This window comes from Pedobacter riviphilus, assembly GCF_014692875.1.
In the GTDB taxonomy this organism is placed as follows: domain Bacteria; phylum Bacteroidota; class Bacteroidia; order Sphingobacteriales; family Sphingobacteriaceae; genus Pedobacter; species Pedobacter riviphilus.
On record NZ_CP061171.1, the window covers coordinates 5,587,969 to 5,612,205 of the forward strand.

Sequence of the window (24,237 nt, forward strand, 5' to 3'; positions counted from 1 at the left end):
GTACCGCATTTTACTACGGTTAAATTACTTTTGAAGGATATAGATGAGAGCAATCCAAAAAGAAGAAAGTACGGCCTTAATTTGTTTGATCGCTTTTGAAACGTGGTATTCAACAGTTTTTGGAGAAATGGATAGTTTTTCGGCGATCTCTTTATGGGAGAAGCCATCGAACCTGCTGAGTTTAAAAACTTTTTTGCGCATAGGAGCCATTAATTCTAAAACATATTCAATAGCAGCTAGGGTATTTGTATATTCAGTAATGTTATCGGTTTGATCATTAACTTCTACCTTATTCAGGAGTTTTTGGTTAACTGCTTCCTTTCTGATCTGATCTATTAAAATTGTATAGGCCATTCTGGATATAATAGTATAAGCCGGGACCTCTAACGGTATAGATTTTCTTTTATTCCATAGGCGAATAAAGGTAAGCTGTACCACCTCTTCAGCCATATACGCCGATCCTGACTTTTTGAGGATAAAGAAATAAAGCTTTTTGTTGTACAAAGCATACAGGTGTTGAAATGCCGTTATATTTCCGGACTTAAGATCAGAAAGATGTTCCATTAAAATAATCCAATTTTGAATTTAAAACCAAGCCTTTTGAGGCTATGCAAAACAATTTCCCCCAGGTTTTTATATCCAGGTTTGATTTATTCGGCAAATGTATAAAAAAACTACTAAATCGGTAGATTTTATAGTTTTTATGTTGTGATGAATTGAATATTGCCTGGATACTGCTTTGAGGGGGCTTTTATTAATATTAGGAGGGCTTTCTTATTGGTGACGCCAAGCGCTATGACGGTCTGTTGAATAAAAGTCGAAAAAAATCTCTCAAAAATTTGCGTAGTTAAATGGCTACATTTATATTTGTAGTCAAATAGCTACATAATGAATTTAAGAAGAGATGTATTTCAAGCCATTGCCGATCCCACACGCAGGGCAATATTACTGTTGGTAGCCACACAATCGATGACTGCGGGCGCTATAGCCGCCAATTTCGATACCGCCAGACCGACCGTTTCCAAACACCTGCAAATTCTTACCGAATGCGAACTTTTAGAGCAAAAACAGAATGGGAGGGAAGTACACTACCATACAAATGCCAAAAAGATGAAAGAAATAGCCGATTTTATTGAGCCCTTCCGCAAAATGTGGGATGATAGGTTTAACAAACTGGAAGATATCATGAAAAATTATAAACCGACCAAATAGAACCAATGGAGCAGAAAACAAAAATAGCCGCCGAGAACGGTAAACAGGAAATCGTAATCACCAGGGAATTTGATCTTCCTGTTGAAATGCTTTTTAAGGCTTATGTAGAGCCCGAAATTGTTGCGCAATGGATGGGTACAAAAGTATTGAAACTCGAAAATAAAAAACATGGCAGTTATGTTTTCGAAACTTCAGATCATAAAGGGAATGTAGCCTTTGTAGCCAGTGGGGTAATCCACGAGTTGGTGCCCGAAGAGAAAATCACGCGTACATTCGAAATGGAAAATACACCTTTCGCCGCGCAGCTTGAGTTTTTAACATTCGAAAAACTAAGCGCTGATAGGAGTAAGCTTACCATGCATGTGATATATAAATCGGTTGGTGTAAGAGATCAGATCCTGTCGCTCCCCTTTGCTCAGGGCATCAATATGGCACATAACCGTTTGCAGAATATTGTAGGTCAATTAAAATAACAGATCATGACAAAGAGAAACAAAATTATCTATTGGATCGCCACAGTTTGGCTTTCCTTGGGCATGCTGTCTACGGGCATCGTGCAGTTATTAAAAATGAAAGATGAAGTAGTGCTTTTTACCCAGCTGGGCTATCCGCTCTATTTCCTCACTTTATTGGGCGTTTGGAAAATTTTGGGTGTAATTGCCGTGCTTATTCCTAAATTTACTTTACTAAAAGAATGGGCTTATGCAGGCTTTTTCTTTGCCATGTCTGGCGCTGTTTTTTCGCATATCGCAGTGGCTGATCATAGCTTTTCGGCATATTTTGGGCCGATGTTGCTATTGGTTTTAACGGTGTTTTCGTGGTATTTCAGGCCTGTAGAAAGAAAAATTGCTTTAAATTAGGCATAAAAATAAGTTGATATGGAACAGCGCAAAAATAGCACTGAACCAGATAATACTGCCATCAGGACCGCTTTGTGGAGGGCTTTACATATAAAATGGATGATAAGCCGCATATCCTCCATGATGAAATTGGTCTGCAACTGGTTGCATCCTGAAGAAGTGTTGGAGCTAGTCCTGTCAACAGGATTTAAAGAAGCTAAAACGATCTCCACAAAAGACATGGAACAATATTATTTCGCCAATGGACTTTTGCCAGCAAGTGGAGAGGTATTTTTATTGGCCACCACCTAAACGAATAGAAAAATGAATACGAACCCTAAAGTTGATTTTTATTTTAATAAAGCCAAAAAATGGCAGGAAGCAGTAATCTTATTAAGAACAATTGCCCTTGATTGTGGCCTAACTGAAGAGTTAAAATGGGGCTGCCCCTGTTACACTTTTGATGGAAACAACATCGTTTTAATTCACGATTTTAAAGAATATTGTGCCTTTTTGTTTTTTAAAGGTGCATTATTGAAAGATAATGAAGGTATATTGATCCAGCAAACAGAGAATGTGCAATCGGCAAGGCAGATCCGTTTTACCACTGCATTGCAGATTATAGAAATGAAAGCAATTTTAAGAGCCTATATTTTTGAAGCCATTGAAGTAGAAAAAGCAGGTTTAAAAGTGGATTTGAAAAAAACTGCAGAATACACCATTCCGGCTGAGTTTCAAAGTAAATTGGATCACATTCCTGATTTAAAAACAGCTTTCGAAGCCTTAACCCCAGGACGACAAAGAGGATACCTCTTATATTTTTCGGCGGCCAAACAATCTAAAACAAGGGCGGCTAGGGTTGAAAAATTTATACCGCAGATTTTGAATGGTAAAGGATTGGATGATTAGTTATTTGTGGCGTCAGATGTTTCCATCTGATACTGGCATAGTTATCCCGCAGCTTAACCGTTTTGCAATTCCAACCTCTAGTAAATTAACTACTCGCCTCAGGTAACATCTGAGGCACAATAAACCTCAAAACTAAAGTATTCATTTATTGAAATTGGAAAAGAACGTTTTGTTTTGAGAAATGAGCAGCTTGTAGTTCTTGGTGGTTTTTAGTTCTGCCATTCGCCGTAGCTCCAATAGAAAAAACGGAGGCTAATGCTACTGCCGGGCTTGGGGACAGCGGTTTTTGCGTCCTGCAACTTCAAAAATGAAATACAGCTGTAGCCAATTAGCCCCGGTTGAAGCATTACCCTGCAGCAACGAGGAACGAGGCAGCGAAGCGTATAAGCGGAAAACGGGAAGAAACTTATTGTTTTACACAGGCGTTGCGCTTCAAATAGAAGTTATTCATTTATTGAAATTGGAAAAGAACGTTTTGTTTTAGGAAATGAGCAGCTTGTGGTTCTTAGTCCCGCCATTCGCTGTAGTTCCAATAGAAAGAACCGGAGGCTGCTGCTAACGGGTTTAGGGACGGCGGTTTTGCATTAGGGGGGAAACTTATTATTTGTACAGGCGTTGCGCTCCATATATAAATTAGTATTTTTAAAATTAAGCCTGAGCACCTAAAATTGAAATGATAATGAGCAAGAAAGAACTATCTGTAGAACAAACGCATGAATTGCTGAATACGCTGAAAACCCGTTTCGAGAAAAATATGGGCCGCCATAAAGGTATCGAATGGACTAAAGTTGAAGAAAGGTTAATTGGCAGGCCTGGGAAACTCTGGATACTCGACGAAATGGAAGTAACCGGTGGCGAGCCCGATGTTGTTGATTTTGATAAAGAAACAGGCGAATACATTTTTTATGATTGTTCTGCAGAAAGCCCTAAAGGCCGTAGGAGTATTTGTTATGATTTGGAAGCTCTTGAATCCAGAAAAGAACATCAGCCAGAAAATAATGCTATTGATATGGCTGCTGGGATGGGTGTAGAGCTCTTAACAGAAGAACAATATCGCTTTTTGCAACAACTTGGACAGTTTGATACCAAAACATCGAGCTGGATTGTTACCCCTCCCGAGATCAGAAAATTGGGCGGTGCCCTCTTTGGCGATCGTCGTTACAATCATGTGTTCGTGTATCACAATGGCGCACAATCTTATTATGCGGCAAGGGCTTTCCGTGGTTTATTAAGAGTATAGCTAATGGTTACAACAACTTTTGATAGCAAAAGAAACGTAGTCCAGGGCGCTTGGCCAGGCCAATTTCGCCGCTAAAGGTATAACCCAGTTTATGGAAAAGGGCTTGTGTGGCTTTATTTTCGCTATTGGTATCTACCCTTAAAATGCTAATGCCGGCTGTTTTGGCTACTACCTCTGCCTGTTGTATTAAAGCCTTGGCAATGCCCTTGCCCTGCTGATCGGGATCTACAGCCAAACGGTGCGTAACAATGGCTTTTTCGGTAATGTCCCAACCAGCATCGGCATACTCAGGATCCTGATCTGTAGTAATTGCAGAAACACCAACAATTTCATTTTCCAGCTCTGCTACCCATAACTGATCGATTTTAATGTCGTTGGCAAATACTTCGGGGTTCGGATAATCGTCTCCCCACTGAAAATTTCCTGCAGCACGCATTAAGGGTACAACTTTGCGTACCAATTGCATAATTAATGGTATATCTTCTGTAACGGCTAATCTTATTATCATGAAGGCAAAAATAAGTTTTTTGGTCAACTGTTTAAATTGCTTAATCGGTTAATTATAGCCAAGCGCCAAACTGAGGTAACCGTTGGTTCATTTGCCTCTTGGTGATTAATCATTTGTTAACAACTGCAGGTTTGAGAAGTAATTAGCCAGTTAATCGCCGTTAAACGCCAAGTACTTAGCCCTAACTACTTAATCTTCTTTGTGATCCAGACTAAACACCCCAGACTCCCTGATGAGCAAATCTTCACACAATCTTCATCTTTATGACTGATATTTGAGCATATTGCTCTTCATCATATTCCGGCTTCTAAAAGGCTGTTAAGGAATTGTTTTCCTATTGTTTAATTCCAATTTTCATATTGTTAACTCAAGGTTAAACTTAATTTAATGTTAATATTGAATTAACATTAAGACTGTTGTTTTGTGCCAAAATAAAATAACAGAAAATGAAATCACGTATACTATCCCTAGTAGGTATTCTTGTGCTCCTGGTCACATTAGCTCAGGCGCAGGTTACAACATCTAGTATTAATGGAAAGATTAAGGATAACAAAGGTATCATCCCAGGGGCAACCGTTGTTATGGTGCACGTTCCAACGGGTACGGTATCTAAAGGTTCGTCAAACGAATCTGGGCTTTTCCGTATTGGCAACTTAAACCCGGGCGGGCCATACAAAATTACGGTAACCTTTGTGGGTTATAGCCCAGTAGTAAAAGAAAACATTTATTTAACCCTGGGTAACGATGTAAAACTCGATATCGATCTTCAGGAGCAAGGCAACCAATTGGCCGAAGTAAGTGTTAAAGGTCAAAAAGGCGGAACAAAATCTGGTGCCGGTACAAGCATTGGCGAAGGTCAGATTAAAACTTTGCCTACCATGAACCGAAGCTTGCAGGATGTAACAAGGGTTACTCCTCAAGGCAGTAAAGATAATACCTTTGGTGGAACCAATTTTAGGTACAACAACGTAACTATCGATGGTGCAATTAATAACGATGCCATTGGTTTCAGTCCTTCGTTAGGTGGTCAGAGTGGAAGCTCGGGTATGCCAGGAAGCAGTACACGTACCAATCCGGTTTCGCTAGATGCGATCCAGGATGTTACCGTTTTACTTTCTCCTTACGATGTTAAAGTAGGTAACTTTTTAGGTGGTAGTATTAACGCGGTTACTCGTGGTGGTACCAACGAGGTAGTGGGGTCGGTTTACGGTTATGGCCGTAACGCTTCGTTAATCGGTAGAAATAAAATAGGCGATAACAGCAAAGAGCCTTCTGCTTTTCACGATTACCAAACTGGTTTCCGCGTTGGTTTCCCGATTATTAAAGATAAATTGTTCTTTTTTACCAATGAGGAGATTACCCGTCGCCAGGATCCGGTAATTTTAGGTGCAGGATCGTCTGACATGAAATTGCTTACTGCAAGTGATGCCCAACAGATTTCTGATCGTATGGCAAGCGCTTACGGTGTAGATGCAGGCTCGTTCGGTAATTATAACATTTATTCACAATCTAATAAATTCTTTAACCGTTTAGATTGGAATATTAGTGAAAATACCCAGTTAACCATCAGAAATAACACCATTATTTCGAAAGCAACAAACTTAGAGAGAGATCAGCTTAACTTTAGGTTTGGCGGTATCGATTTCAGACAGAACAATAACCAAACCTCAACTGTTGCTGATCTGAAAACCCGTTTCGGTAACTTTGCTACCAACAATTTAATTGTGGGTTATTCTACAGTGCACGATTACCGTGATCCACTTTCTAATCCGGCTGTACCGCAAATCGAAATTGCTGCGAACGGAGGAACATTGTTTTTAGGTACCGACCGCGAGGCGAGTATTTTCAATATGAAACAGAATACGTTCGAATTTACCGATAACTATACTTATAACTCAGGTATACATACCTTTACTGTTGGTACGCACAACGAATTTTACAACATCAATTACGGTTTTGTAAACGCATGGAACGGTCGTGTGGCTTATAGCAGTATTGCCGACTTCCTGGCGAACAAACCAAACAGGGTACGTACAAGTTATAACTACGACGATAATAGTCGCGATAATATTATTGCAAACCCAACTGCACAGTTTAATGTGAACATGTACAGTGTTTATGGTCAGGATGAAATCCGCATCGGCGATCGTTTTAAATTAACACCGGGTTTACGTTTCGATATGGCAAATTTACCTAATATGCCATCGTTGAGCTCAAAAACGACCAACTCTCCGGTTGATGCCAATTACGGTACAACTTATACTTATACACAGCCATCATCAATTACAGGAAAATTCCTGAACAAAATCCAGATTTCTCCACGTATTGGTTTTAATTTCGATGTATTGGGTAATCAAAGTTTGGTTATGCGTGGTGGTACTGGTTTATTTACCAGCCGTGTGCCTTTTGCATGGATCGGTTATGCCTATTATAATAATGGTGTAAATTACGGCGCTTTTGATAAGTCGTATGTTTATGCAAATGCAGACCCTACCAAAATAGTAATGCCTGCACCTGGTTCTGATCCAATTAAAGATGCTTTAACGGGTAATGGCGAAGCAGGTTATGTAACCAACCAAGGTGTTAATGTTAAAGATGCAAGTGGAGCTACACAGGTAGATCTGGTTGATAATAACTTTAAAATGCCAAAAGCATGGAGAAGCAACTTAGCCTTCGATTATAAAACAGACGACCAATGGAAATTTACAGTGGAGGGAATTTTTAGCCAGGTGATTAAAGATGTACAGTTTCAGCAGATCAACTATGTAGATAATCCAAAATATATGGTTTATGATACGCAGAAACAACAGCCGATCTACTCTGGTGCGAAAATAAACCCACTATATACCAACGCATATTTATTATCGAACACTGATAAAGGTTATAAATACAGCTTAACTGCTCAGGTAAGTAAATCACTTCCTTTCGGTTTAGATATGATGGTGGCTTATACCTACGGAAGATCGAAAGATATTGCCAACGGTATCCGTAACTCTATGGAATCTAACTGGCAGTTAAACCAAGCACTTAGCCCTAACAACCCAGGTTTGGCCTATTCAAACTTCGATATCCGCAACAGGATTATCTCAACCATCAATTACAGATGGGATTGGCTTAAAAACGGTAAATATGTATCTAACTTCTCGTTATTCTTCAGCGGTCAGTCGGGTTCTCCATATTCTTTAGGTTTAGTAAACACCAGGATCAACGGAACCGGACAGACAGTAAGTTTAATGTATGTACCAGCCGTGGGCGAAACACAGAAATTTTTTGCCAATACACCTGATGGAATTGCACAGGCAGCAGCGTTTGATAGCTACATTAACGGTGATAAATACCTAAGCAGCCGTCGTGGTGATTTTACCGAGCGTAACGGTGCGCGTACCCCTTGGAATGTTCAGGCTGATTTCCGTTTCTCTCAGGATATTCAAGTGGCAAAAGGGAAACACCCACATATAGTTACAATAACTTATGATATTATTAACTTAACCAATTTGGTAAATAAGAATTGGGGAATCCAGTATTTCTCTCCTAATACTTATAACTCTATGGCTAGTATGGGTATCAAAGTTGCAACTGCGGGAACACCAACCGCTTACCCGGTTTATACCTTTGCACAAAAAGATGTAACCTCTTATTCAAGAGACTTCTTTGCATCACGTTACCAGATGCAATTGGGATTGAGATATAGTTTCTAATTTTTATTAACATCAATATACAACGGTCTGACCTTTAATAAGGTCAGACCGTTTTTTGTTTGGCGGTGATTTCCATCGTAATCATCCTATTTATGCAAAAGCCGTAAACCATAAACCTTATTGTAGTGAAAAGCCCGTAAGCGAGGCACGAGTGCGGACTTGTAATGGAAAGAAGGACTGCAGTTACCGATGAAATACCAACTTTCATTTTCAAATGATCGGAGCATATTGATTTTAAGCAAAGATCTCTCCGCTGTGCAATAATCGATACGATCATTCTTTTCAATTTGCCATTATAAGGGATATTTTATTGTATGAAAATCAATATGAGTGATGTCGGTAGGGCCCGAAAAACTTATTAGGCCGGTTTTAGGTAGAAGGGAGATCCGTGCTATGGCCTAGCTATACGGAAATGCACAATATCTTAAGTCGTTCATTTGTAAGTGATTTCAAAATGGCGTTAGTGGTAGCGGCGTGTAATGCCGTCGAGAACCCAAAGGCTCACCGAAGCTAAATCTGTCTGAATAAATCTCTCCGCTTCGTGGTGCTCAGTTCGGGATAACGACTATTCGAAAACGCAGAAAATCTTTCTGATATATCCAATTAAACCTTTCCTATGCTCTCCCCGTCAAAATAAAACACACAGCATAAAGCTTGATTTATTTTTCATTTAAAAAGTTAGGTTATGAAAAAAATTGTAAATGCATTGCTCTTATTGGTTATGGCGGTTAATTTTAGTGCATGCGTGGTAAGCGCACGTGCACCAAGGGCACATTGGGTGCGCGGGCATTATACTATTGGCCCTTATGGCGGTCGGTATTGGGTGCCTGGCCATTATCGTTAAAATCCTATCGGTCGGTGTCTCACCGACCGATTTTATAAAGTTATTTTTTGCATAAACCTTCTTAAATCTGCGGGGAAATTCTGCACTTTGGTTCCTTAGCCATTGCACTGATTATCGCAGAATTTACATCTCCCCGTTCTCTGTGCCTTACCTCTGTTTTCTCTGTGGTAAAAAGAATGTTTAAGCTGTAACTTATGCGATTGTTGATTTAGATTGTAGGAATAAAATAATACATTAGCATTATTAATACGATTTTAGCATATGCAAGATGAAATTCTTTTACAGATAAGCGGAAAAATTAAGGAAAGACGTAAAGAACTTGGCATTACCGTTCAGGAGCTTGCAGATAAAGCAGAAGTAAGCAAAGGCCTTATTTCTCAGATCGAAAACAGCAGAACTATCCCATCATTGATGGTATTGATGGATATTATTAAAAGCCTGCAGATAGATCTGAACAGCTTTTTTAAAGACATCAATTTTCATAAGAAAGATGCCCCCGTTCTGGTGAAACGAAAAGATCAATACCAGAAGTTCGAAAAGGAACAGGCAATAGGGTTTAACTACTCGCGTATTTTAACCAAGAATATTAAATTTTCTACTGCCGATTTTGTGCTGCTCGAGTTGGAGGTAAATGCGCATCGCCCAATGGTGAAAACGGAAGCCTTCGAATTTAAGTACATGATAGAAGGTAAAGTAGAATACCAGTTTTCGAAAAAGAAAATTATACTCGAAAAGGGAGACTCCATGCTTTTTGATGGAAGGCTTTCACATACGCCGGTTAACGTTGGTGATGGCAAAGCGCTAATGCTGGTTATTTATTTTTTTGAGTAATATTGTTATAAACAAAGTTTATTAATACTTAACAATTATCTACCTTCATCTTTATAAACCAATCTTAGGTTTGGTAATAGAAAAACATGAATATGAAACCATCATGATTTTTCAAGCCAAAAGGGATGAATAAACGGGTCAAGCCTTCTTGAGCACCGTAAAAACATCTACATGGGTGAAAAAACTGATTGTTTCATCACAATTGAACTAAATTATAAATTGATGAAAAAATTTTTGAAAAGTACTTTAGTACTACTTTGTTTATGTGTATTTGCGCAGGCACAATCTAAAAAAATTAAACACGTTGTCTTAATTGGTTGCGATGGTTTTGGTGGCTACGCTTTGCCAGAGGCGAATATGCCTAATCTTAAAGCATTAATGGCCAATGGCTCATGGACTACCCAGGCACGCTGTGTATTGCCGTCTTCAAGTGCGGTAAACTGGGCCTCTTTACTAATGGGGGCGGGGCCAACCGAACATGGTTATACCGAATGGGATAGTAAGGTGCCCGAAATTCCGTCTATTACCAAAACATCTTATGGTTTGTTCCCGGGAATATTTAGTGTAATCAGAGATCAAAAAAAACAAGCTAAAACAGCTATTGTGTATAGTTGGAGCGGAATTGGTTATTTGTTTGAAAAAGAAGCTGTAAATATTATCGTTAGTGGAAATGATAAAGATGATTTTTGTGCCGATACTACTGCTGCGATTATCAAAAAAGAGAAACCTTATTTTACCTTCCTGCATTTAGACGAACCTGATGGTACAGGGCATTCAATCGGTCACCGTACACCGGCTTACTATAAACAACTTGAGCTGGTAGACCAGCGGATTGGTAAAATTGTAAAAGCAGTTAAAGATGCAGGTATTGCTGATGAAACCGTTATCCTGGTTACTGCCGATCATGGCGGAAAAGGTAAAGGTCATGGCGGTAAATCGCTCGATGAGGTGCAGATCCCATGGATTATCTCGGGACCTGGCGTTCGTAAAAACCATGAATTAAAAGATGCGATTATTACTTACGATACAGCCGCAACACTGGCCTGGTTAATGGGTTTACAGCAACCGCAAAGTTGGAGAGGCAGGCCAGTGTTAGAGGCTTTTACGAAATAATATGCCAAACCCTAAACGGTAAAAATTTAACAATTTGATAATTTTGAATTTGTTTACTAATAATAAACAATGTTTACTATTGTGTTTTTAAATGAAATACATATGTTAATCAAATTAGTGGTGTTCGGTATGATAAACAACATAAGCAGATATTAGGATGGGTTTGCTTCATCTTGCCCGTAAAAAAGCACTTAATTGGCCTTATTGGTTAATTACAGTGCTTGGTGGTATAGCAGCATTTGGTTGTTATACCAGTATGTATGCCTTTCGTAAAGCTTTTGCTTCTGCTACTTTTGAGCACCAGGAATTTTTGCATATCGATTATAAAGTTTGGTTGGTTATTGCACAAATGCTAGGTTATACCTTAAGTAAGTTTTACGGCATCCGTTTCATTTCCGAATCGGGGAAAAGTAACCGGGCAAGGAGTATCATTTTTCTGATCCTATTTTCCTGGCTTGCCCTGCTCGGATTTGCCTTGGTGCCTGCTCCATACAATATTGTGTTTCTTTTCCTTAATGGTTTCCCTTTGGGCATGATATGGGGTTTGGTATTCAGCTATCTGGAAGGAAGAAAAACAACCGAATTTATGGGGGCGTTAATGTCGATCAGTTTAATATTTGCCTCAGGTTTTGTTAAAACGGTAGCGCGTACACTAATGTCGTTTGCTTCAGTAAGCGATTATTGGATGCCTTTTCTTACCGGACTGGTTTTCCTGCTTCCATTGTTCCTTTTTGTTTTTTGCCTGGAGGTTATTCCACCACCTTCAAAAGAAGATCAGGAGCTACGTACCAAACGGGTACCGATGGATGCGAAACAGCGCAGAAAATTTATCACTACGTTTTTGCCGGGTATTATTTTAACCATTATCATTTACGTACTGCTTACCTGTATCCGCGATATGCGCGATAATTTCGAAGTAGAAATCTGGAACGGCTTAGGTATTCATAATAACCATATCTACACGCAGATTGATACCCTGATTTCGGTTGTGGTATTGGTGATGATGGGGCTTTTAATCCTGATCAAAGATAACCTTAAAGCCTTCACTGTGATCCATATCATGATTATTTCAGGCTGTTTGCTAATTGGCGTAAGTACATTCTTTTTCGATAGGGGGTACATTGGGCCGGTAAGCTGGATGGCTATACTCGGGATGGGGCTATATATGGCCTACATTCCGTATAATGCTATTTTTTTTGAACGGATGATTGCCAATTTTCATTACAAAGGCAACATCGGTTTATTATGTACGTGGCCGATTCTATTGGTTATGTAGGTAGTTTTTCGGTATTGATGATGCACGAATTTGGCGAAACGAATATTAGCTGGATGCATTTCTTTAAACAGTGTTTGTTTGCTGTGCCACTCATTGGAGGGGCTTGCAGTGTACTCTCGCTGATTTATTTCAGGAGGAAAACTTTGGTTACAAATAAAAAGATGCAGACAACGGGAAAAATGGTTTTAACAGGGAAATAAAATGTGACTTCGGTTAATAATATACCTTTAAAAGATCTCCTGTAAATATTTTACTTTATAGTAGTCACCCTGAATTTATTTCAGGGTCTATTTAGTAGAAAGATGCTGAAACAAGTTCAGCAAAGATGATCTCATTATGTAATGGGGTTAAAAAATGACCATTATAATAAATCTTAACGATGTAAATAATTTTAAAAGCATCTTAAAAATAAACAAACAATGAATAAACATTTCGATCTTATTGTAATTGGTGGAGGTATTTTAGGAACATTCCATGCTTACCATGCTTTACTTTCGGGCAAATCTGTTTTACAGCTCGAAAAAGACAATTTTCCGGTAGGCGCTACCGTGCGTAATTTTGGCCAGGTGGTGCCATCGGGTATGGAAGCCGAATGGTTCGAATACGGTGTTGCTGGTTTAGAGATTTATAAATCCATCCAGCAAGAATTTGATATCTCCGTGCAGCAAAATGGCAGTGTTTATATCGCATCAGATAATGATGAGCAGACCCTGATCCATGAACTGAAAGCGCATTACGATACCATCGGTTACGAAACCGAATTGCTCAGTCAGCAAGCAGTTTTAAAGAAATATCCTGCTATTAAATCTTCTTATGCCAAAGAAGCTATCTTTTTTCCGAAGGAAATTAGTGTAGCACCAGATCAAATGATCCATCGCCTGCACGAATATATGCAGACTAAATTTGAACGGTACACACTTAAATACAATAGTCCGGTTACGGCCTGCGAAAGCAAAGGAACTGGTGTAGCGATTGGTTTAAGAAACAATAGCGAACTTTTTACAGCAGAGAAAGCCATTATCTGTAACGGTTACGAATTTAAATTGCTTTATCCTGAACTGTTTAGTGAAAGTGGTATTGTGGTAAGTAAGCTACAGATGATGCGTAGTATTCCTATGCCAGAGGTTACTTTAGCCGGTAATATTTTAACCGGACTAACCACCAGGCGTTACGAGAGTTTTGAGCACTATTGCCCTTCTTTCAAAAGCATTACAACTCCCGAACATTACGATGAATTGAAAAAATGGGGTATCCATATCCTGTTTAAAAAGGCTGCAGATAATACAATCATTATTGGCGATTCGCACGTATATGCCGACGTAAACCATTTCGATGAGCTTGGTTTCGATTTAAGCCATCATATTAATGAGCTCATGCTCGAAGAAGCGGCCCGGATTGTTAATTTTGATGTGCGCAAACTGCAAAATACCTGGGCCGGATTTTATCCGCAGCACGCAACAAAACACATTGTAACTTACGATCTCGACGATCGAATCCATATCCGTACAGCTATTGGCGGTAAAGGAATGACCGCCAGTGCAGGTTATGCTGCAGAAAGTATTAAGAAAATATTTAGTTAACAAATACTAAACAAAAATAGGGGTTTTTGTTAACTAAAAGTTGGCATTAGGCTAACATGTATATCTTATCATTGCATCTATAAAACTAAAAAATTATAGATAAATGAAACATCTCTACAAGATGAAGATGTGCATGGTAGCTTTACTGCTGTTGTGCCTCACGCCTTATTTTACTTGGGCACAAACAAAAATTGCTGGTCTGGTTAAAGACGATGCGCAACAGCCGATCCCTAGTGTTAGCGTACTGGTAAAAGGGACTAAAAAAGCTACTTCTACCGATCAGTCGGGGCGCTTTACCCTCGATGCCAAAGCAGGCGAAACACTTGTTTTTAGTTCGATCGGATTTTTGCCGCAAGAAGTTCAGGTTACGGGCGCAAACCTAACTGTAACATTAAAAACAGATTCGAAAAATTTAAACGAGGTAGTGGTTACCGCCCTCGGTATCCGTAAAGAGAAACGAAACCTGGGATATGCCATTCAGGAAGTAAAAGGTGCCGATCTGGTAAAAGCCAGAGAAGCTAATCCGGTAAACGGATTGGTAGGAAAGGTTGCTGGTTTAACTGTTGGTGTATCTTCAGAGCTTTTGGGCCGCTCGTCGCTTTACCTTCGTGGCAATGATGTTAATTTGGTAGTGGTAGATGGGGTGCCGATCAATTCGGATACCTGGAACATCAATCCCGATGATATCGATACTTATACTGTGCTTAAAGGCCCTGCAGCTGCTGCGCTTTATGGCTACCAGGCTTATAATGGTGCATTATTAATTACCACTAAAAGAGGTAAGCTAAGCGATAAGGGTTTTACAGTAGAGTTAAATTCGAGCACCCAATTTAACAAAGGATTTATCGCTTTGCCGAAAAGCCAGGATGAGTATGGGCCAGGCGAGCACAGTGCTTATGCTTTTGGCGATGGAAAAGGCGGTGGTTTAAATGATGGTGATTACGATATCTGGGGGCCAAAATTCGATGGTCAGTTGATTCCTCAATATGACAGCCCGATTGTAAACGGTGTGCGCCAGGGTACGCCATGGGTAGCACGTGGAAAAGATAACTTAAAGCGTTTTATCCAAACGGGGCTGCTTTCTGCCAACAACATTGCCTTATCTTCTGCAACAGATAAGTATAATTTAAGGGTTTCTATTTCCAATAATTATCAAAAAGGAATTATACCGAACACACAATTAAATATCAACAACTTTAATGTGAGCGGTTCGTATAATATCAGTCCGAAGCTAAGAGCAGAAGCCTATATCAATTACAGCCGTCAGTTTTCTGATAATATCCCTGATGTAAACTATGGCCCTAACAGTATAATTTATAACATGACCCTTTGGGGTGGTGCCGATTGGAACATCGACGATATGAAAAATTACTGGCAGCCAGGCAAAGAAGGGATCCAGTCTATCTATGCCGAATACCAACGTTACCATAATCCTTATTTTATGTCGTACGAATGGTTACGCGGACATAAAAAGAACGATATTAACGGTTATGCGTCATTAAACTATAATGTAACCAAAGGATTGGATGTGCTGTTAAAAACGCAGATTTCGACTTACGACCAGTTAAGGACAGAGAAAATGCCATTTTCTGCTCACCCTTACGGACGTGAAGAAGGTTTGGGTGATTATAGGGAAGACCGCCGTAGCATGTTCGAAAACAATACCCAGTTGATATTAAAATTTAACAAAAACGTTGGTGATTTATTCGAAATCAGCGCTTTTGGTGGCGGTAATGCCCGTAACTTCAGTTACAATTCGAGTTTTACCACTACAGACTATTTAAACGTTCCGAACGTATATAACTTCTCGAACTCTAAAAACCCGGTAAAAGCCTTCAATTTTAACTCTAAAATGTTGGTGTTAAGTGCTTTTTACTCGGTTGATTTAAGCTTTAAAAAGTATCTGAATATCAATACCACAGGTCGTGTGGATAAAAACTCTGCACTTCCGCCGCGTAATAATTCAGCATTTTATCCTTCAGTTTCATTAAGTTCGGTAGTTTCTGATTATGTAAAAATGCCTGCTTTTATCTCTTTTGCAAAAGTAAGGGCATCGTATGCCAATGTTAAAGACCCTGGTTTGGGTACACAGGACTTTATCGGTGCAACGCCATTACAAAGTTATCCGGTTGGTTATGGCGCTGAATATACTTCGTCATATGGTGGCCCTGGCTATGGTCTTTCTTCGCCATACAGCATCAGGCCAACCTACAATAACCAAACAGGTGCCTATTATACCAATAACCTGATCGACCTGAATGCGGTAAAAGCTCAAAGCCGGACCAATTACGAAGGCGGTATAGATCTTAAATTCCTTAAAAACAGGTTAGGTTTCGAAGCTACTTATTTCAGGTATGTTGATGGGCCGAAAATTATCAGACAAAATATCTCAGCAGCTACAGGCTACCAAACCAATACCATCAACGGCCGTAAAACGCAAAACAGTGGTGTGGAGTTAAGTTTATCAGGCACGCCAATTTTGACTGATAAATTTGGTTGGGATGTTATGATCAACTGGTCTACCTACAAACAGATTTACAAAGAACTTGCCCAGGCGAAACCTCAGTTGATCAGTTCTTTAAAACCGGCGATCGTATAGACAATATCTACGGTTCTGTTTTAGCCAAAACACCAAGCGGACAGGTGATTCATACTTCAAGCGGAACGCCGATTTCGTTACCAGTTAGCCAGCTGTTAGGTCATGCCGATCCAAACTGGGTGTGGAGCATCGGTAACAAATTCAGGTATGAGAATTTCTCTTTCAGTTTCCAGTTAGATGGTAAAGTGGGTGGAGTAATGCAAGATTATGTGCGGTTAAAATCGTTCCAGGGCGGTCGCCAGATCGAAACTATCCAGGGTAAAATGGGCGAAGCCAGATACCAGGATTACCTGCGTGTAAACGATCCTACATATAAAGGTACATGGGTAGGCGATGGTGTAGTTATTGCCAATGGGGGTAAACTTAACTTCGATCCGGTTACTGGTGTAATTACCAATTACGGCGACCTAACTTTTGCGCCAAATACCACTCCTCAGCTTTTGCAGGATTATCTGGGTGTTTTTTATGGTGCCAAAGAAAACACCATGATGAGCCGTACCTACGCCAAATTACGCGAAGTAACTTTTGGCTACCAGTTACCTAAAAAATTATTGGAGCGCACGTTTATCAAATCTGCCAATATTTCGGTAGTTGGACGTAACCTGTTGTACTTTATCAATTCTACCTATAACGATGTTGATGTAGATCAGTATTCGGGTAGAGAAGGGACTTCTACGTTGCAAACACCAACTACCAGAAGTGTAGGCTTTAACCTTAATGTTACTTTTTAATCGCTAGAACATGAAATCAATATATAAAATACTGTTCCTCTTCATCATTGTTGCTGTTTGTGGCGGATGTAAGAAAGAATTTGAAGAAAATTTTAAAAATCCAAACCAGGCCGAAACCGTTCCGCCGAACTTATTATTGAACGGTATTTTGTTCGATATGTATGAAGCACCTTTTTCGGGCTCAGAAAGATGGAATCAGTACACTGCTGCCAACTATTTCTACTATGCAACCAATAATTACGATTGGACAGGCGCTTCTTTAGATTATACTACCCTAAAAAATATAGTAAAGATGGAAGAAGAAGCCAACCGTTTAGGTGGTGCAGTAGCTAAACCTTACCTGGCTTTGGCTAAATTCTTTAAAGCGTATTTCTTTGTGAAAATGAGTTTGAAAGTGGGCGATTTACCGATGACGGAAGCCTTAAAAGGTTTTGCCAACCTTACTCCAAAGTACGATACCCAAAAAGATATCTTTAAACAATCGTTAACGTGGTTAGAAGAATCGAACAACGATTTATCGGCTTTAATTATTGCGGGCAATAAAGAATTAAAAGGCGATATCTATCTTAAAAATGACCTGGTTGCCTGGCAAAAGGTTGTAAATACCTTTAAATTAAGGACTTTGATCAATTTGAGTACAAAAGCGGATGATGCAGACTTACAGGTAAAACAACAATTTGCTGCGGTATTGGGCAACCCGACCAAATATCCGGTTATGGAAAGTATGGCCGATAACCTACAGTTTGTATACAACGAAAGTTTTAATAAATACCCGAACAATAAAGATAATTTTGGTAACGATGCTTTGCGTTATAACATGGCGGGTACTTATTTAAATACCCTTTCGAGTTATAAAGATCCTAGGGCTTATATGGTTGCTGAGCCGGCAAGAGGAGTAGCGGAGGCCAACGGTTATGCCATTACCGATTACCGGAATTTTGTGGGAGCAAGTACGGGTGAAGATCAGGGTGTGATGTTGGATAAGGTACAAAAAGGTTTGTATTCGCTTATTGGCCGTTATAGGTATTATAGTGGTTATACTGCCGAAAACACCTTCATTATTTCTTATCCCGAGCTCTGTTTTATCAAAGCGGAGGGTATTAACCGTGGCTGGGCTACAGGCGATGCCGAAAGCTGGTATAAAAAGGGTATCCAAGCCTCTATCGGTTTTTATGGTATCAAGGATGGCGTTAATGTGGTTACCTTTCTTAAAAAAGATGGTAAACTTGGCGAATTCGAAACTTACAATGTAAACTTCACTTTCGAGACAGATTATTACGCACAGCCTGTAATAAAATATGCTGGCAATACAGCTGAAGGCTTAAAGCAGATCCTTACCCAAAAATACCTGGCCTATTTCCGTAACTCTGGTTTTGAAGCTTATTACCAGTATCGCAGAACGGGTATCCCGAATTCCAGGTGGGTCCAGGTATAGGTAATAGCCAAAGGATTCCGAAACGTTTTCAGTACCCTACTATTGAAAGGACAACTAACGGCGAAAACCTAAAACAGGCCTTACTCCGTCAATATAACGGAACTGATGATATTAATCTGGAACCGTGGATCGTTAAACCTTAATTGAATTGTTAACAATTTGATATTCAGTTTGAAGTATGGAAAACAATCCTCCGCTATAAAGGGAGGATTGTTTTCTTAAATAATAATTGAATTAATTTTTGCATAAATAGTTTAAAAGCACTAATATTGCACTCCCAAAACGAACAAGGGTATTTAACTGCAAAGCGTAAATAAACCTCGTTTTAGGAAATAACCAGCACTCCTTCTTAGCTCAGCTGGTTAGAGCATCTGACTGTTAATCAGAGGGTCGCTGGTTCGAGCCCAGCAGAGGGAGCCAAAACCCGCAACGAAAGTTGTGGGTTTTTTGCATTTAGGGCTGGGCGAGAAGTTTATCCTGAATTACGGTATATCGCAGATATAACTATAAAAAATCTAGTACACGTAGCCATTTTGCCGAAAAGCCCACCTTAGCTTCAACGTTTCACCTGACTAGGGGTAATGGAGAACTTTTTCTTAAATGCATTACTAAAGTGCTGCAATGAACAGTAACCCAATTCAAATGCTATTTCTGTAGCTTGTTTTTTGCCTTCGCGCAGATCGTTTTTTGCCAACTCCAAACGTAAATCAGATAAATAAGAAAAAGCTGTTTGGTTAAACATTTCTTTAAAACCCCGCTTCAGTTTGTATTCATTTATCCCTGCTATTTTTGCCAGTTCTACCAGCGAAGGTGGCGACTCCATATTTTTAACTAAATAATCGCGGGCAAATACAATTCGTTCTTTGTCGTAATCATGTTTGATGTATTCAGATTTTGAATTTTGAAGGTTATCAAATGATTCCGCCTGCAAAACAAGTAGTTCAATCGTTTTAGAAAGAAGAAATAATCGCTTTAATCCACCCCAATAATCACAATTCAAAATCGAATGAATACAGGTCTGTAAAGGCAAATCGATATTTAAATTAGTACTTAGAAAAGCTACAGGTGTTCCCGAAACTATTTTGTCTGCAAACTGCTTAAGCGATTCATTTCCATCTTTTGATATGGACAAAAAAGCATCCTTTTCAAATTGAATCATAAATGATTTCATCCGCAGTTCATCAAACTTCATTTTGCCTTCGGCTTTGGTGCCATAGAATAAATTGTGCTGGTTCCCATTCAACTCAAAAGAATTGCTCATCCCATCCTGTTTTATCGAAGTTCTTCCCTGCAGATTAAAGTGCATGGTTACCAGCTCCGTATCTCCTTTCCAATCCAGTTCGGTTGGTTTATCAAGATCGGTTTCGGAGTAAAGAATCTTGATGCCATCAAAAAGCCATTGTTTAGCTCTTAATTGTCCAAAAGGGATGTCTATTTTAAAGGTATCTTCTTTAAAAGCCTGATTATTGATATTACTTTCATCAAAGGTCATTTTAAATGCCTTGTTATCATTTCTTAACTCAAATCCCATGCTCCCTAATTTACTAGTTTAACTCCTTTATTTGCAAGCTCATTTTTTGATAGTCAGATAATTTTGAAAAAAATCCAATAAAAAGCGGCCCGTTGGCATAAGCTGAAGTATCTAAGAGTGGCGATATTTTTTGTGCTAAACCTTTTACTGATACGGGGATTAAAAATAAAAAAGCAAAACAATGAATAAAAAAGCAATCATCATAGGAGCCGGTGTTGCAGGCCCAATACTGGCTTTACAACTAAAGAAAATAGGTTTTGAGTCTGAAATATTTGAATCGAGATCAGAACACAATACAAAAGAGGGCGCCTTTTTGGGGCTCACGCCTAATGGCCTGAATGTATTGAAAGAATTTATTGATTTGGAAGCGCTCAAAGAAGATTACACTCCAGGCTCAATGAAATTTTTCAATTCCAAAGGAAAACAAATAGCTGAACTGGGTACGGCTTACCAGAAACAGCAATATGGTGTTGAAACAATTCAGCTAAAACGCGCAAACCTTAACAAATACGCGCGAAAGGCAGCAATTGATGCCGGCATAACCATAAAGTACAACAAAAAATTTATTAGCTATGATGAAACAGATGGACAGGTAACAGCCCGTTTTGTAGATGGGACAACAGCAACGGGCGACATAATAATTGGCTGCGACGGAATGTTTTCTGAGGTCAGAAACCAATTGTTCCCTGAAGCTTCCGTAGTGGAGTACACAAAGTTGATCTCTACAGGCGGGTATGCAAAGATTCCCGAGCTTTCAAAACCGCTGGATTCTATACGGATGACCTTTGGCGAAAGGGGATTTTTTGCTTATTCAGTTTCTGATAAGGGTGAAGTCTGGTGGTTCAATAATTATTTTAGAGCAGCGCAACCAAAGCCGCAGGAAATAGAGAAAACATTAAAAACTGAAATTCAAGACCATTTAATTGAGGTTCATAAGGACGACGATCCTTTATTCTCCAAAATAATCAAAAACAGTCATGAAATTATTGCTTATCCTATTTATGATGTACCTAAGCTTTCGCATTGGTACAAAGGCAGAATTTGTCTAATTGGAGATGCTGCACATGGCATTTCTCCACATATTGGACAAGGGGCTTCACTGGCATTAGAAGATACTGGTGTAATTGCTGACCTTTTAAAATCATGTAATGACTATGGAACTGCATTTCAGATGTTTCAATCGGAACGCCAGCCGAGAGTAGAAAAAGTAATAAAAAGCGCAAGAAAAGTAGGCGATACCAAAACAAAAACGAATCCGATAGCAGCATGGTTCCGCGATCGCTTAATTGGCTTCTTTATTGGCAAGCAAATTCAACAACTTGACTGGATTTATGGTTGGAGCCGCTCAGATAAGAGTAATAGTTAATGTAATAGGACAACAATAGATCGTCGAAACTTAAGAGGCTAAATGCGACTAAAGATTTTAGTTAAAACAAGGTTCGCTGGTTTAACTGTGGTTTTTCTCCTCTTGTAAAGCAATCCGTTCTCTAAAGGCCTTATATCGCGATCGGCCAATGGGTAAAATTTCTCCGTTTTTAAGCTTTAATGCATATTTGGTGCCCGAAGAAATTAAGATCTGCTCTGTTTGTTTAATTTGAACCAGGTATGATTTATGGATCCGTTCGAAACCAGCAGGCAAAATCTGCTCCAGCGCATCAAGCCCCTTATCGTGCAACGTACTGCTGCCATCCAGCAGATGCAGTTCGCTGTATATGCCTGCACCTTTAATATAGTTGAGCTGGCTAAGCTCGATGAGGTGGACGCTGCCGTTTTTTCGTACGGTGAGATAGCGCAGGTTGCTGCTAAGTTCTTTTTTTGTGGCTGTTGCCCTACTAAGCGCTAGTGTAAGCCGTTCCTGATCGAAAGGCTTTGGAACAAAATCGAGTACGCCTAACTCAAAAGCACGCAGTGCATTTTCGGTATTAGCCGAAACCACTATGGTTTGAAAAGTGCGCGAGGTTAAAGATTGCAGTACCTCAAAACCATCTTTCCCGTTCAGGTTAAGATCGAGCAATAAAATATCAATACTGTTCTTTTCCAGAAAATCTATTCCCTTTTTAAGCGAATCGCAGATCTGGATTACAGCATTACCTTCGAAATGAGCGGCTGTCATGCGCTCAACCCTTTTTGCTATCCGTGCTTCATCTTCTATTATCAGTATCGTCATTTTAATTTGTTGCTTATTTTAATGATACTCGTCCAACCCTGTGGCGAAGCGGCGGATGAAAATTGCCAGTAGCCCGGGTAACTTTCTTCGAGCCTGGCTTTAATGTACCTAAAACCGTTTCCTCCGCTGCGGTCTGCTTGTAGTTCCCTGTTTTTGCCAAAGGTTTCGAAAGTGTACTGGCAAAAATCATCGTTTTGAGTAAAAGAAAGTTTGAACCTGATGGTGCCGTTGTCTTGTGGTGTATTGTGTGTAATACCGTTTTCGAGCAGGGTATGGAAAATGGCCGGAGGTATGGTTGCCGAGGTCATAATTCCGCTGTCTTCCCATTCATAATTGATTTCTTTTCTAAAACCCATCACTTTCAGGTGCATCTGGCATAAAGCAATTTCCTGTCTGATTGGGATTAAACTCTGTTCAGATATGGCATTCATGATATCAAACTCGTTGGCCAGTGCCTGAATAAATTCGGTTCCTTTTTTAGGCGATTCTTCTACCCAGTCGATGAGCGAGGTTAGGGTGTTTTTGATGAAATGTGGCTGGATATTTTTCTTTAAAAGTTCGAGTTGTAATCTCGACGAAAGCAGCAGCGAATGAGAATGTTCCTGTTCTATCTTTTTCATCTGGATGGTGTGCAGATAGAGCATGGCCAGCACAATAAAAGTATAAAAGATAAATATGCCAAAATCGTAAAGCAGATAATAATTCATGCCGGCACTGGCTAAAATGCCTGCCATTAACAGCCAGCTGCCTTTTTGTTTCCGGTAAACAGCATCAAATGCAATAAGCAACATGGTAAACCACATGGTTCTGCTATAATAAATGGCCGATAGATCGTAGTGGCCATAATTGCGGATGTAAATAAATAGCAGCACACCAAAAAGCAAGCAAAGGAGCAGGTATTTTCTTTTAATGCCAAACTGGATACAGAAGTAGAGGGGCACCAGGAGCGAAATGGAAAAAGTTAGCCACCCGATTACTTCCATCCGAATAAAGAATTTTGGATAGGGGATTTCAATATAAAATTTAAGGTACTCGGTAATTAGGAGCGAAAAGAAGAGCAGGCAAATTACAGAAAAGATGAGCACCGGATATTGTTTTTTATGGCTGTTGAAATACAGAAAAATATAATACAGCGAGGCTACCAGAAAAGCGCCTGCCATGATAAACATAAGTGAAGAAATAAGCAGCGGCCTGCGGATGAGGTTAACGTAGGTATCGAGCTTTACGCCCACGCTACGTTGCACCCCGGGGTAACTAAACTGTGTGCTGCGCAAGGCTACGGTATGCTTGCCCGGTTTGGAAAGCGAATCTGGAACAGGAAGAATTATAGTTTCGTTACCCGGAATTTCATCAACAACGGGCGAGCCCGGTTTTCCATTGATCCCTATTTTAACCCCATCCCAATAAATTTCGTAAGCCCCAAAAGCAATTACCTGCAGGCCCAATGCACCTCCGCTGTTGGCAATCAGTTCGGTTTTTTCCCTGATCCAGAAAACCTGCCGGCCGGTGGAGCCACGCTCTTGTCGCCAGCCGGTTTCGTTTAAGTTTTTGGCAGCCCAGGTCACATTATCGCCTGTTTTAAATATAGGATCGTATTCTTCGTACAATACCTGCCGTTTGCACGAGCAAAATAAAACTGTGGAAAGTATAAACAGGAGAATACGTTTCATAATTCAAATGTAAGGTAAAGATAAATTGACTTGATGCATTTCAAAAGGATATAG

20 protein-coding genes, 1 tRNA gene and 1 pseudogene are annotated in these 24,237 nt (G+C 39.7%); 17 read left to right on the forward strand and 5 right to left on the reverse strand.

Going from position 1 to position 24,237, the window contains the following annotated elements:
• Nucleotides 1-24: 24 nt before the first annotated feature.
• Nucleotides 25-564, reverse strand: a complete 540-nt coding sequence (locus H9N25_RS23210) for an RNA polymerase sigma factor (protein WP_190327387.1) — start codon at nucleotides 562-564, stop codon at nucleotides 25-27.
• 324 nt (nucleotides 565-888) lie between these two features.
• Here H9N25_RS23210 and H9N25_RS23215 point away from each other — a divergent pair, with 324 nt between their 5' ends.
• From H9N25_RS23215 to H9N25_RS23240, 6 genes are all read left to right on the forward strand, one after another.
• Nucleotides 889-1,212: an ArsR/SmtB family transcription factor gene (locus H9N25_RS23215; protein WP_167296643.1), complete on the forward strand. Its 324-nt coding sequence runs from the start codon at nucleotides 889-891 to the stop codon at nucleotides 1,210-1,212.
• 5 nt (nucleotides 1,213-1,217) lie between these two features.
• Nucleotides 1,218-1,685 carry an SRPBCC domain-containing protein gene (locus H9N25_RS23220; protein ID WP_190327388.1) on the forward strand — a complete coding sequence of 156 codons (468 nt, stop codon included), beginning with the start codon at nucleotides 1,218-1,220 and terminating at the stop codon, nucleotides 1,683-1,685.
• Nucleotides 1,686-1,691: 6 nt separating this feature from the next.
• On the forward strand, nucleotides 1,692-2,072 hold the full coding sequence (locus H9N25_RS23225; protein WP_190327389.1) for a DoxX family protein: 381 nt from the start codon (nucleotides 1,692-1,694) through the stop codon (nucleotides 2,070-2,072).
• A gap of 18 nt (nucleotides 2,073-2,090) precedes the next feature.
• On the forward strand, nucleotides 2,091-2,363 hold the full coding sequence (locus H9N25_RS23230; RefSeq protein WP_190327390.1) for a hypothetical protein: 273 nt from the start codon (nucleotides 2,091-2,093) through the stop codon (nucleotides 2,361-2,363).
• A 12-nt stretch (nucleotides 2,364-2,375) separates the two neighbouring features.
• A complete protein-coding gene (locus H9N25_RS23235; protein ID WP_190327391.1) occupies nucleotides 2,376-2,960 on the forward strand; it encodes a YdeI/OmpD-associated family protein in 585 nt (194 codons plus the stop codon).
• Between the two features lie 673 nt (nucleotides 2,961-3,633).
• Complete coding sequence (locus H9N25_RS23240; protein WP_190327392.1) at nucleotides 3,634-4,200, forward strand: DUF4256 domain-containing protein; 567 nt, start codon at nucleotides 3,634-3,636, stop codon at nucleotides 4,198-4,200.
• 7 nt (nucleotides 4,201-4,207) lie between these two features.
• On the opposite strand, the gene H9N25_RS23245 is transcribed toward H9N25_RS23240, so the two are convergent.
• The gene (locus tag H9N25_RS23245) at nucleotides 4,208-4,708 is read right to left on the reverse strand and encodes a GNAT family N-acetyltransferase (protein WP_190327393.1); all 501 of its coding nucleotides are present in this window, start codon (nucleotides 4,706-4,708) and stop codon (nucleotides 4,208-4,210) included.
• Nucleotides 4,709-5,154: 446 nt separating this feature from the next.
• Here H9N25_RS23245 and H9N25_RS23250 point away from each other — a divergent pair, with 446 nt between their 5' ends.
• The 10 genes and pseudogenes from H9N25_RS23250 to H9N25_RS23295 all read left to right on the forward strand — a co-directional run bounded on the left by H9N25_RS23250 (nucleotide 5,155) and on the right by H9N25_RS23295 (nucleotide 19,235).
• Nucleotides 5,155-8,406, forward strand: coding sequence for a TonB-dependent receptor (locus tag H9N25_RS23250; protein WP_190327394.1), 3,252 nt, complete (start codon nucleotides 5,155-5,157; stop codon nucleotides 8,404-8,406).
• 685 nt (nucleotides 8,407-9,091) lie between these two features.
• The gene (locus tag H9N25_RS23255) at nucleotides 9,092-9,250 is read left to right on the forward strand and encodes a hypothetical protein (RefSeq protein ID WP_167296429.1); all 159 of its coding nucleotides are present in this window, start codon (nucleotides 9,092-9,094) and stop codon (nucleotides 9,248-9,250) included.
• A 261-nt stretch (nucleotides 9,251-9,511) separates the two neighbouring features.
• Complete coding sequence (locus H9N25_RS23260; protein WP_167296430.1) at nucleotides 9,512-10,081, forward strand: helix-turn-helix domain-containing protein; 570 nt, start codon at nucleotides 9,512-9,514, stop codon at nucleotides 10,079-10,081.
• 222 nt (nucleotides 10,082-10,303) lie between these two features.
• Nucleotides 10,304-11,194: an alkaline phosphatase gene (locus H9N25_RS23265; RefSeq protein WP_190327395.1), complete on the forward strand. Its 891-nt coding sequence runs from the start codon at nucleotides 10,304-10,306 to the stop codon at nucleotides 11,192-11,194.
• A 256-nt stretch (nucleotides 11,195-11,450) separates the two neighbouring features.
• A pseudogene (locus H9N25_RS23270) lies at nucleotides 11,451-12,670 on the forward strand (DUF5690 family protein).
• A gap of 219 nt (nucleotides 12,671-12,889) precedes the next feature.
• On the forward strand, nucleotides 12,890-14,050 hold the full coding sequence (locus tag H9N25_RS23280) for a TIGR03364 family FAD-dependent oxidoreductase (protein WP_190327398.1): 1,161 nt from the start codon (nucleotides 12,890-12,892) through the stop codon (nucleotides 14,048-14,050).
• A 103-nt stretch (nucleotides 14,051-14,153) separates the two neighbouring features.
• Entirely contained in the window at nucleotides 14,154-16,649 is a 2,496-nt protein-coding gene (locus H9N25_RS23285) for a SusC/RagA family TonB-linked outer membrane protein (protein ID WP_223833493.1), read from the forward strand.
• 44 nt (nucleotides 16,650-16,693) lie between these two features.
• Nucleotides 16,694-17,380 carry a hypothetical protein gene (locus H9N25_RS24810; protein ID WP_223833494.1) on the forward strand — a complete coding sequence of 229 codons (687 nt, stop codon included), beginning with the start codon at nucleotides 16,694-16,696 and terminating at the stop codon, nucleotides 17,378-17,380.
• A gap of 10 nt (nucleotides 17,381-17,390) precedes the next feature.
• Nucleotides 17,391-18,815 carry a SusD/RagB family nutrient-binding outer membrane lipoprotein gene (locus tag H9N25_RS23290; protein WP_223833495.1) on the forward strand — a complete coding sequence of 475 codons (1,425 nt, stop codon included), beginning with the start codon at nucleotides 17,391-17,393 and terminating at the stop codon, nucleotides 18,813-18,815.
• Between the two features lie 343 nt (nucleotides 18,816-19,158).
• Nucleotides 19,159-19,235, forward strand: a tRNA-Asn gene (locus tag H9N25_RS23295).
• 136 nt (nucleotides 19,236-19,371) lie between these two features.
• Here the strand turns inward: H9N25_RS23295 and H9N25_RS23300 are convergent.
• The gene (locus H9N25_RS23300) at nucleotides 19,372-20,346 is read right to left on the reverse strand and encodes a helix-turn-helix domain-containing protein (RefSeq protein ID WP_190327399.1); all 975 of its coding nucleotides are present in this window, start codon (nucleotides 20,344-20,346) and stop codon (nucleotides 19,372-19,374) included.
• A gap of 181 nt (nucleotides 20,347-20,527) precedes the next feature.
• On the opposite strand from H9N25_RS23300, the gene H9N25_RS23305 reads away from it, so the two are divergent.
• Nucleotides 20,528-21,712: an FAD-dependent oxidoreductase gene (locus H9N25_RS23305; protein ID WP_190327400.1), complete on the forward strand. Its 1,185-nt coding sequence runs from the start codon at nucleotides 20,528-20,530 to the stop codon at nucleotides 21,710-21,712.
• A gap of 81 nt (nucleotides 21,713-21,793) precedes the next feature.
• Here H9N25_RS23305 and H9N25_RS23310 read toward each other — a convergent pair whose 3' ends face one another.
• Nucleotides 21,794-22,513 carry a LytR/AlgR family response regulator transcription factor gene (locus H9N25_RS23310; protein ID WP_190327401.1) on the reverse strand — a complete coding sequence of 240 codons (720 nt, stop codon included), beginning with the start codon at nucleotides 22,511-22,513 and terminating at the stop codon, nucleotides 21,794-21,796.
• Nucleotides 22,510-24,183, reverse strand: coding sequence for a histidine kinase (locus H9N25_RS23315; protein WP_208398988.1), 1,674 nt, complete (start codon nucleotides 24,181-24,183; stop codon nucleotides 22,510-22,512). The genes H9N25_RS23310 and H9N25_RS23315 overlap by 4 nt, the downstream gene beginning before the upstream one ends.
• Nucleotides 24,184-24,237: the final 54 nt, after the last annotated feature.

Bases quoted from the DNA above. Each gene is read 5' to 3' on its own strand.
- H9N25_RS23210 (WP_190327387.1), bottom strand. From the start codon at position 564: ATGGAACATCTTTCTGATCTTAAGTCCGGAAATATAACGGCATTTCAA.
- H9N25_RS23215 (WP_167296643.1), top strand. From the start codon at position 889: ATGAATTTAAGAAGAGATGTATTTCAAGCCATTGCCGATCCCACACGC.
- H9N25_RS23220 (WP_190327388.1), top strand. From the start codon at position 1,218: ATGGAGCAGAAAACAAAAATAGCCGCCGAGAACGGTAAACAGGAAATC.
- H9N25_RS23225 (WP_190327389.1), top strand. From the start codon at position 1,692: ATGACAAAGAGAAACAAAATTATCTATTGGATCGCCACAGTTTGGCTT.
- H9N25_RS23230 (WP_190327390.1), top strand. From the start codon at position 2,091: ATGGAACAGCGCAAAAATAGCACTGAACCAGATAATACTGCCATCAGG.
- H9N25_RS23235 (WP_190327391.1), top strand. From the start codon at position 2,376: ATGAATACGAACCCTAAAGTTGATTTTTATTTTAATAAAGCCAAAAAA.
- H9N25_RS23240 (WP_190327392.1), top strand. From the start codon at position 3,634: ATGATAATGAGCAAGAAAGAACTATCTGTAGAACAAACGCATGAATTG.
- H9N25_RS23245 (WP_190327393.1), bottom strand. From the start codon at position 4,708: ATGATAATAAGATTAGCCGTTACAGAAGATATACCATTAATTATGCAA.
- H9N25_RS23250 (WP_190327394.1), top strand. From the start codon at position 5,155: ATGAAATCACGTATACTATCCCTAGTAGGTATTCTTGTGCTCCTGGTC.
- H9N25_RS23255 (WP_167296429.1), top strand. From the start codon at position 9,092: ATGAAAAAAATTGTAAATGCATTGCTCTTATTGGTTATGGCGGTTAAT.
- H9N25_RS23260 (WP_167296430.1), top strand. From the start codon at position 9,512: ATGCAAGATGAAATTCTTTTACAGATAAGCGGAAAAATTAAGGAAAGA.
- H9N25_RS23265 (WP_190327395.1), top strand. From the start codon at position 10,304: ATGAAAAAATTTTTGAAAAGTACTTTAGTACTACTTTGTTTATGTGTA.
- H9N25_RS23280 (WP_190327398.1), top strand. From the start codon at position 12,890: ATGAATAAACATTTCGATCTTATTGTAATTGGTGGAGGTATTTTAGGA.
- H9N25_RS23285 (WP_223833493.1), top strand. From the start codon at position 14,154: ATGAAACATCTCTACAAGATGAAGATGTGCATGGTAGCTTTACTGCTG.
- H9N25_RS23290 (WP_223833495.1), top strand. From the start codon at position 17,391: ATGAAATCAATATATAAAATACTGTTCCTCTTCATCATTGTTGCTGTT.
- H9N25_RS23300 (WP_190327399.1), bottom strand. From the start codon at position 20,346: ATGGGATTTGAGTTAAGAAATGATAACAAGGCATTTAAAATGACCTTT.
- H9N25_RS23305 (WP_190327400.1), top strand. From the start codon at position 20,528: ATGAATAAAAAAGCAATCATCATAGGAGCCGGTGTTGCAGGCCCAATA.
- H9N25_RS23310 (WP_190327401.1), bottom strand. From the start codon at position 22,513: ATGACGATACTGATAATAGAAGATGAAGCACGGATAGCAAAAAGGGTT.
- H9N25_RS23315 (WP_208398988.1), bottom strand. From the start codon at position 24,183: ATGAAACGTATTCTCCTGTTTATACTTTCCACAGTTTTATTTTGCTCG.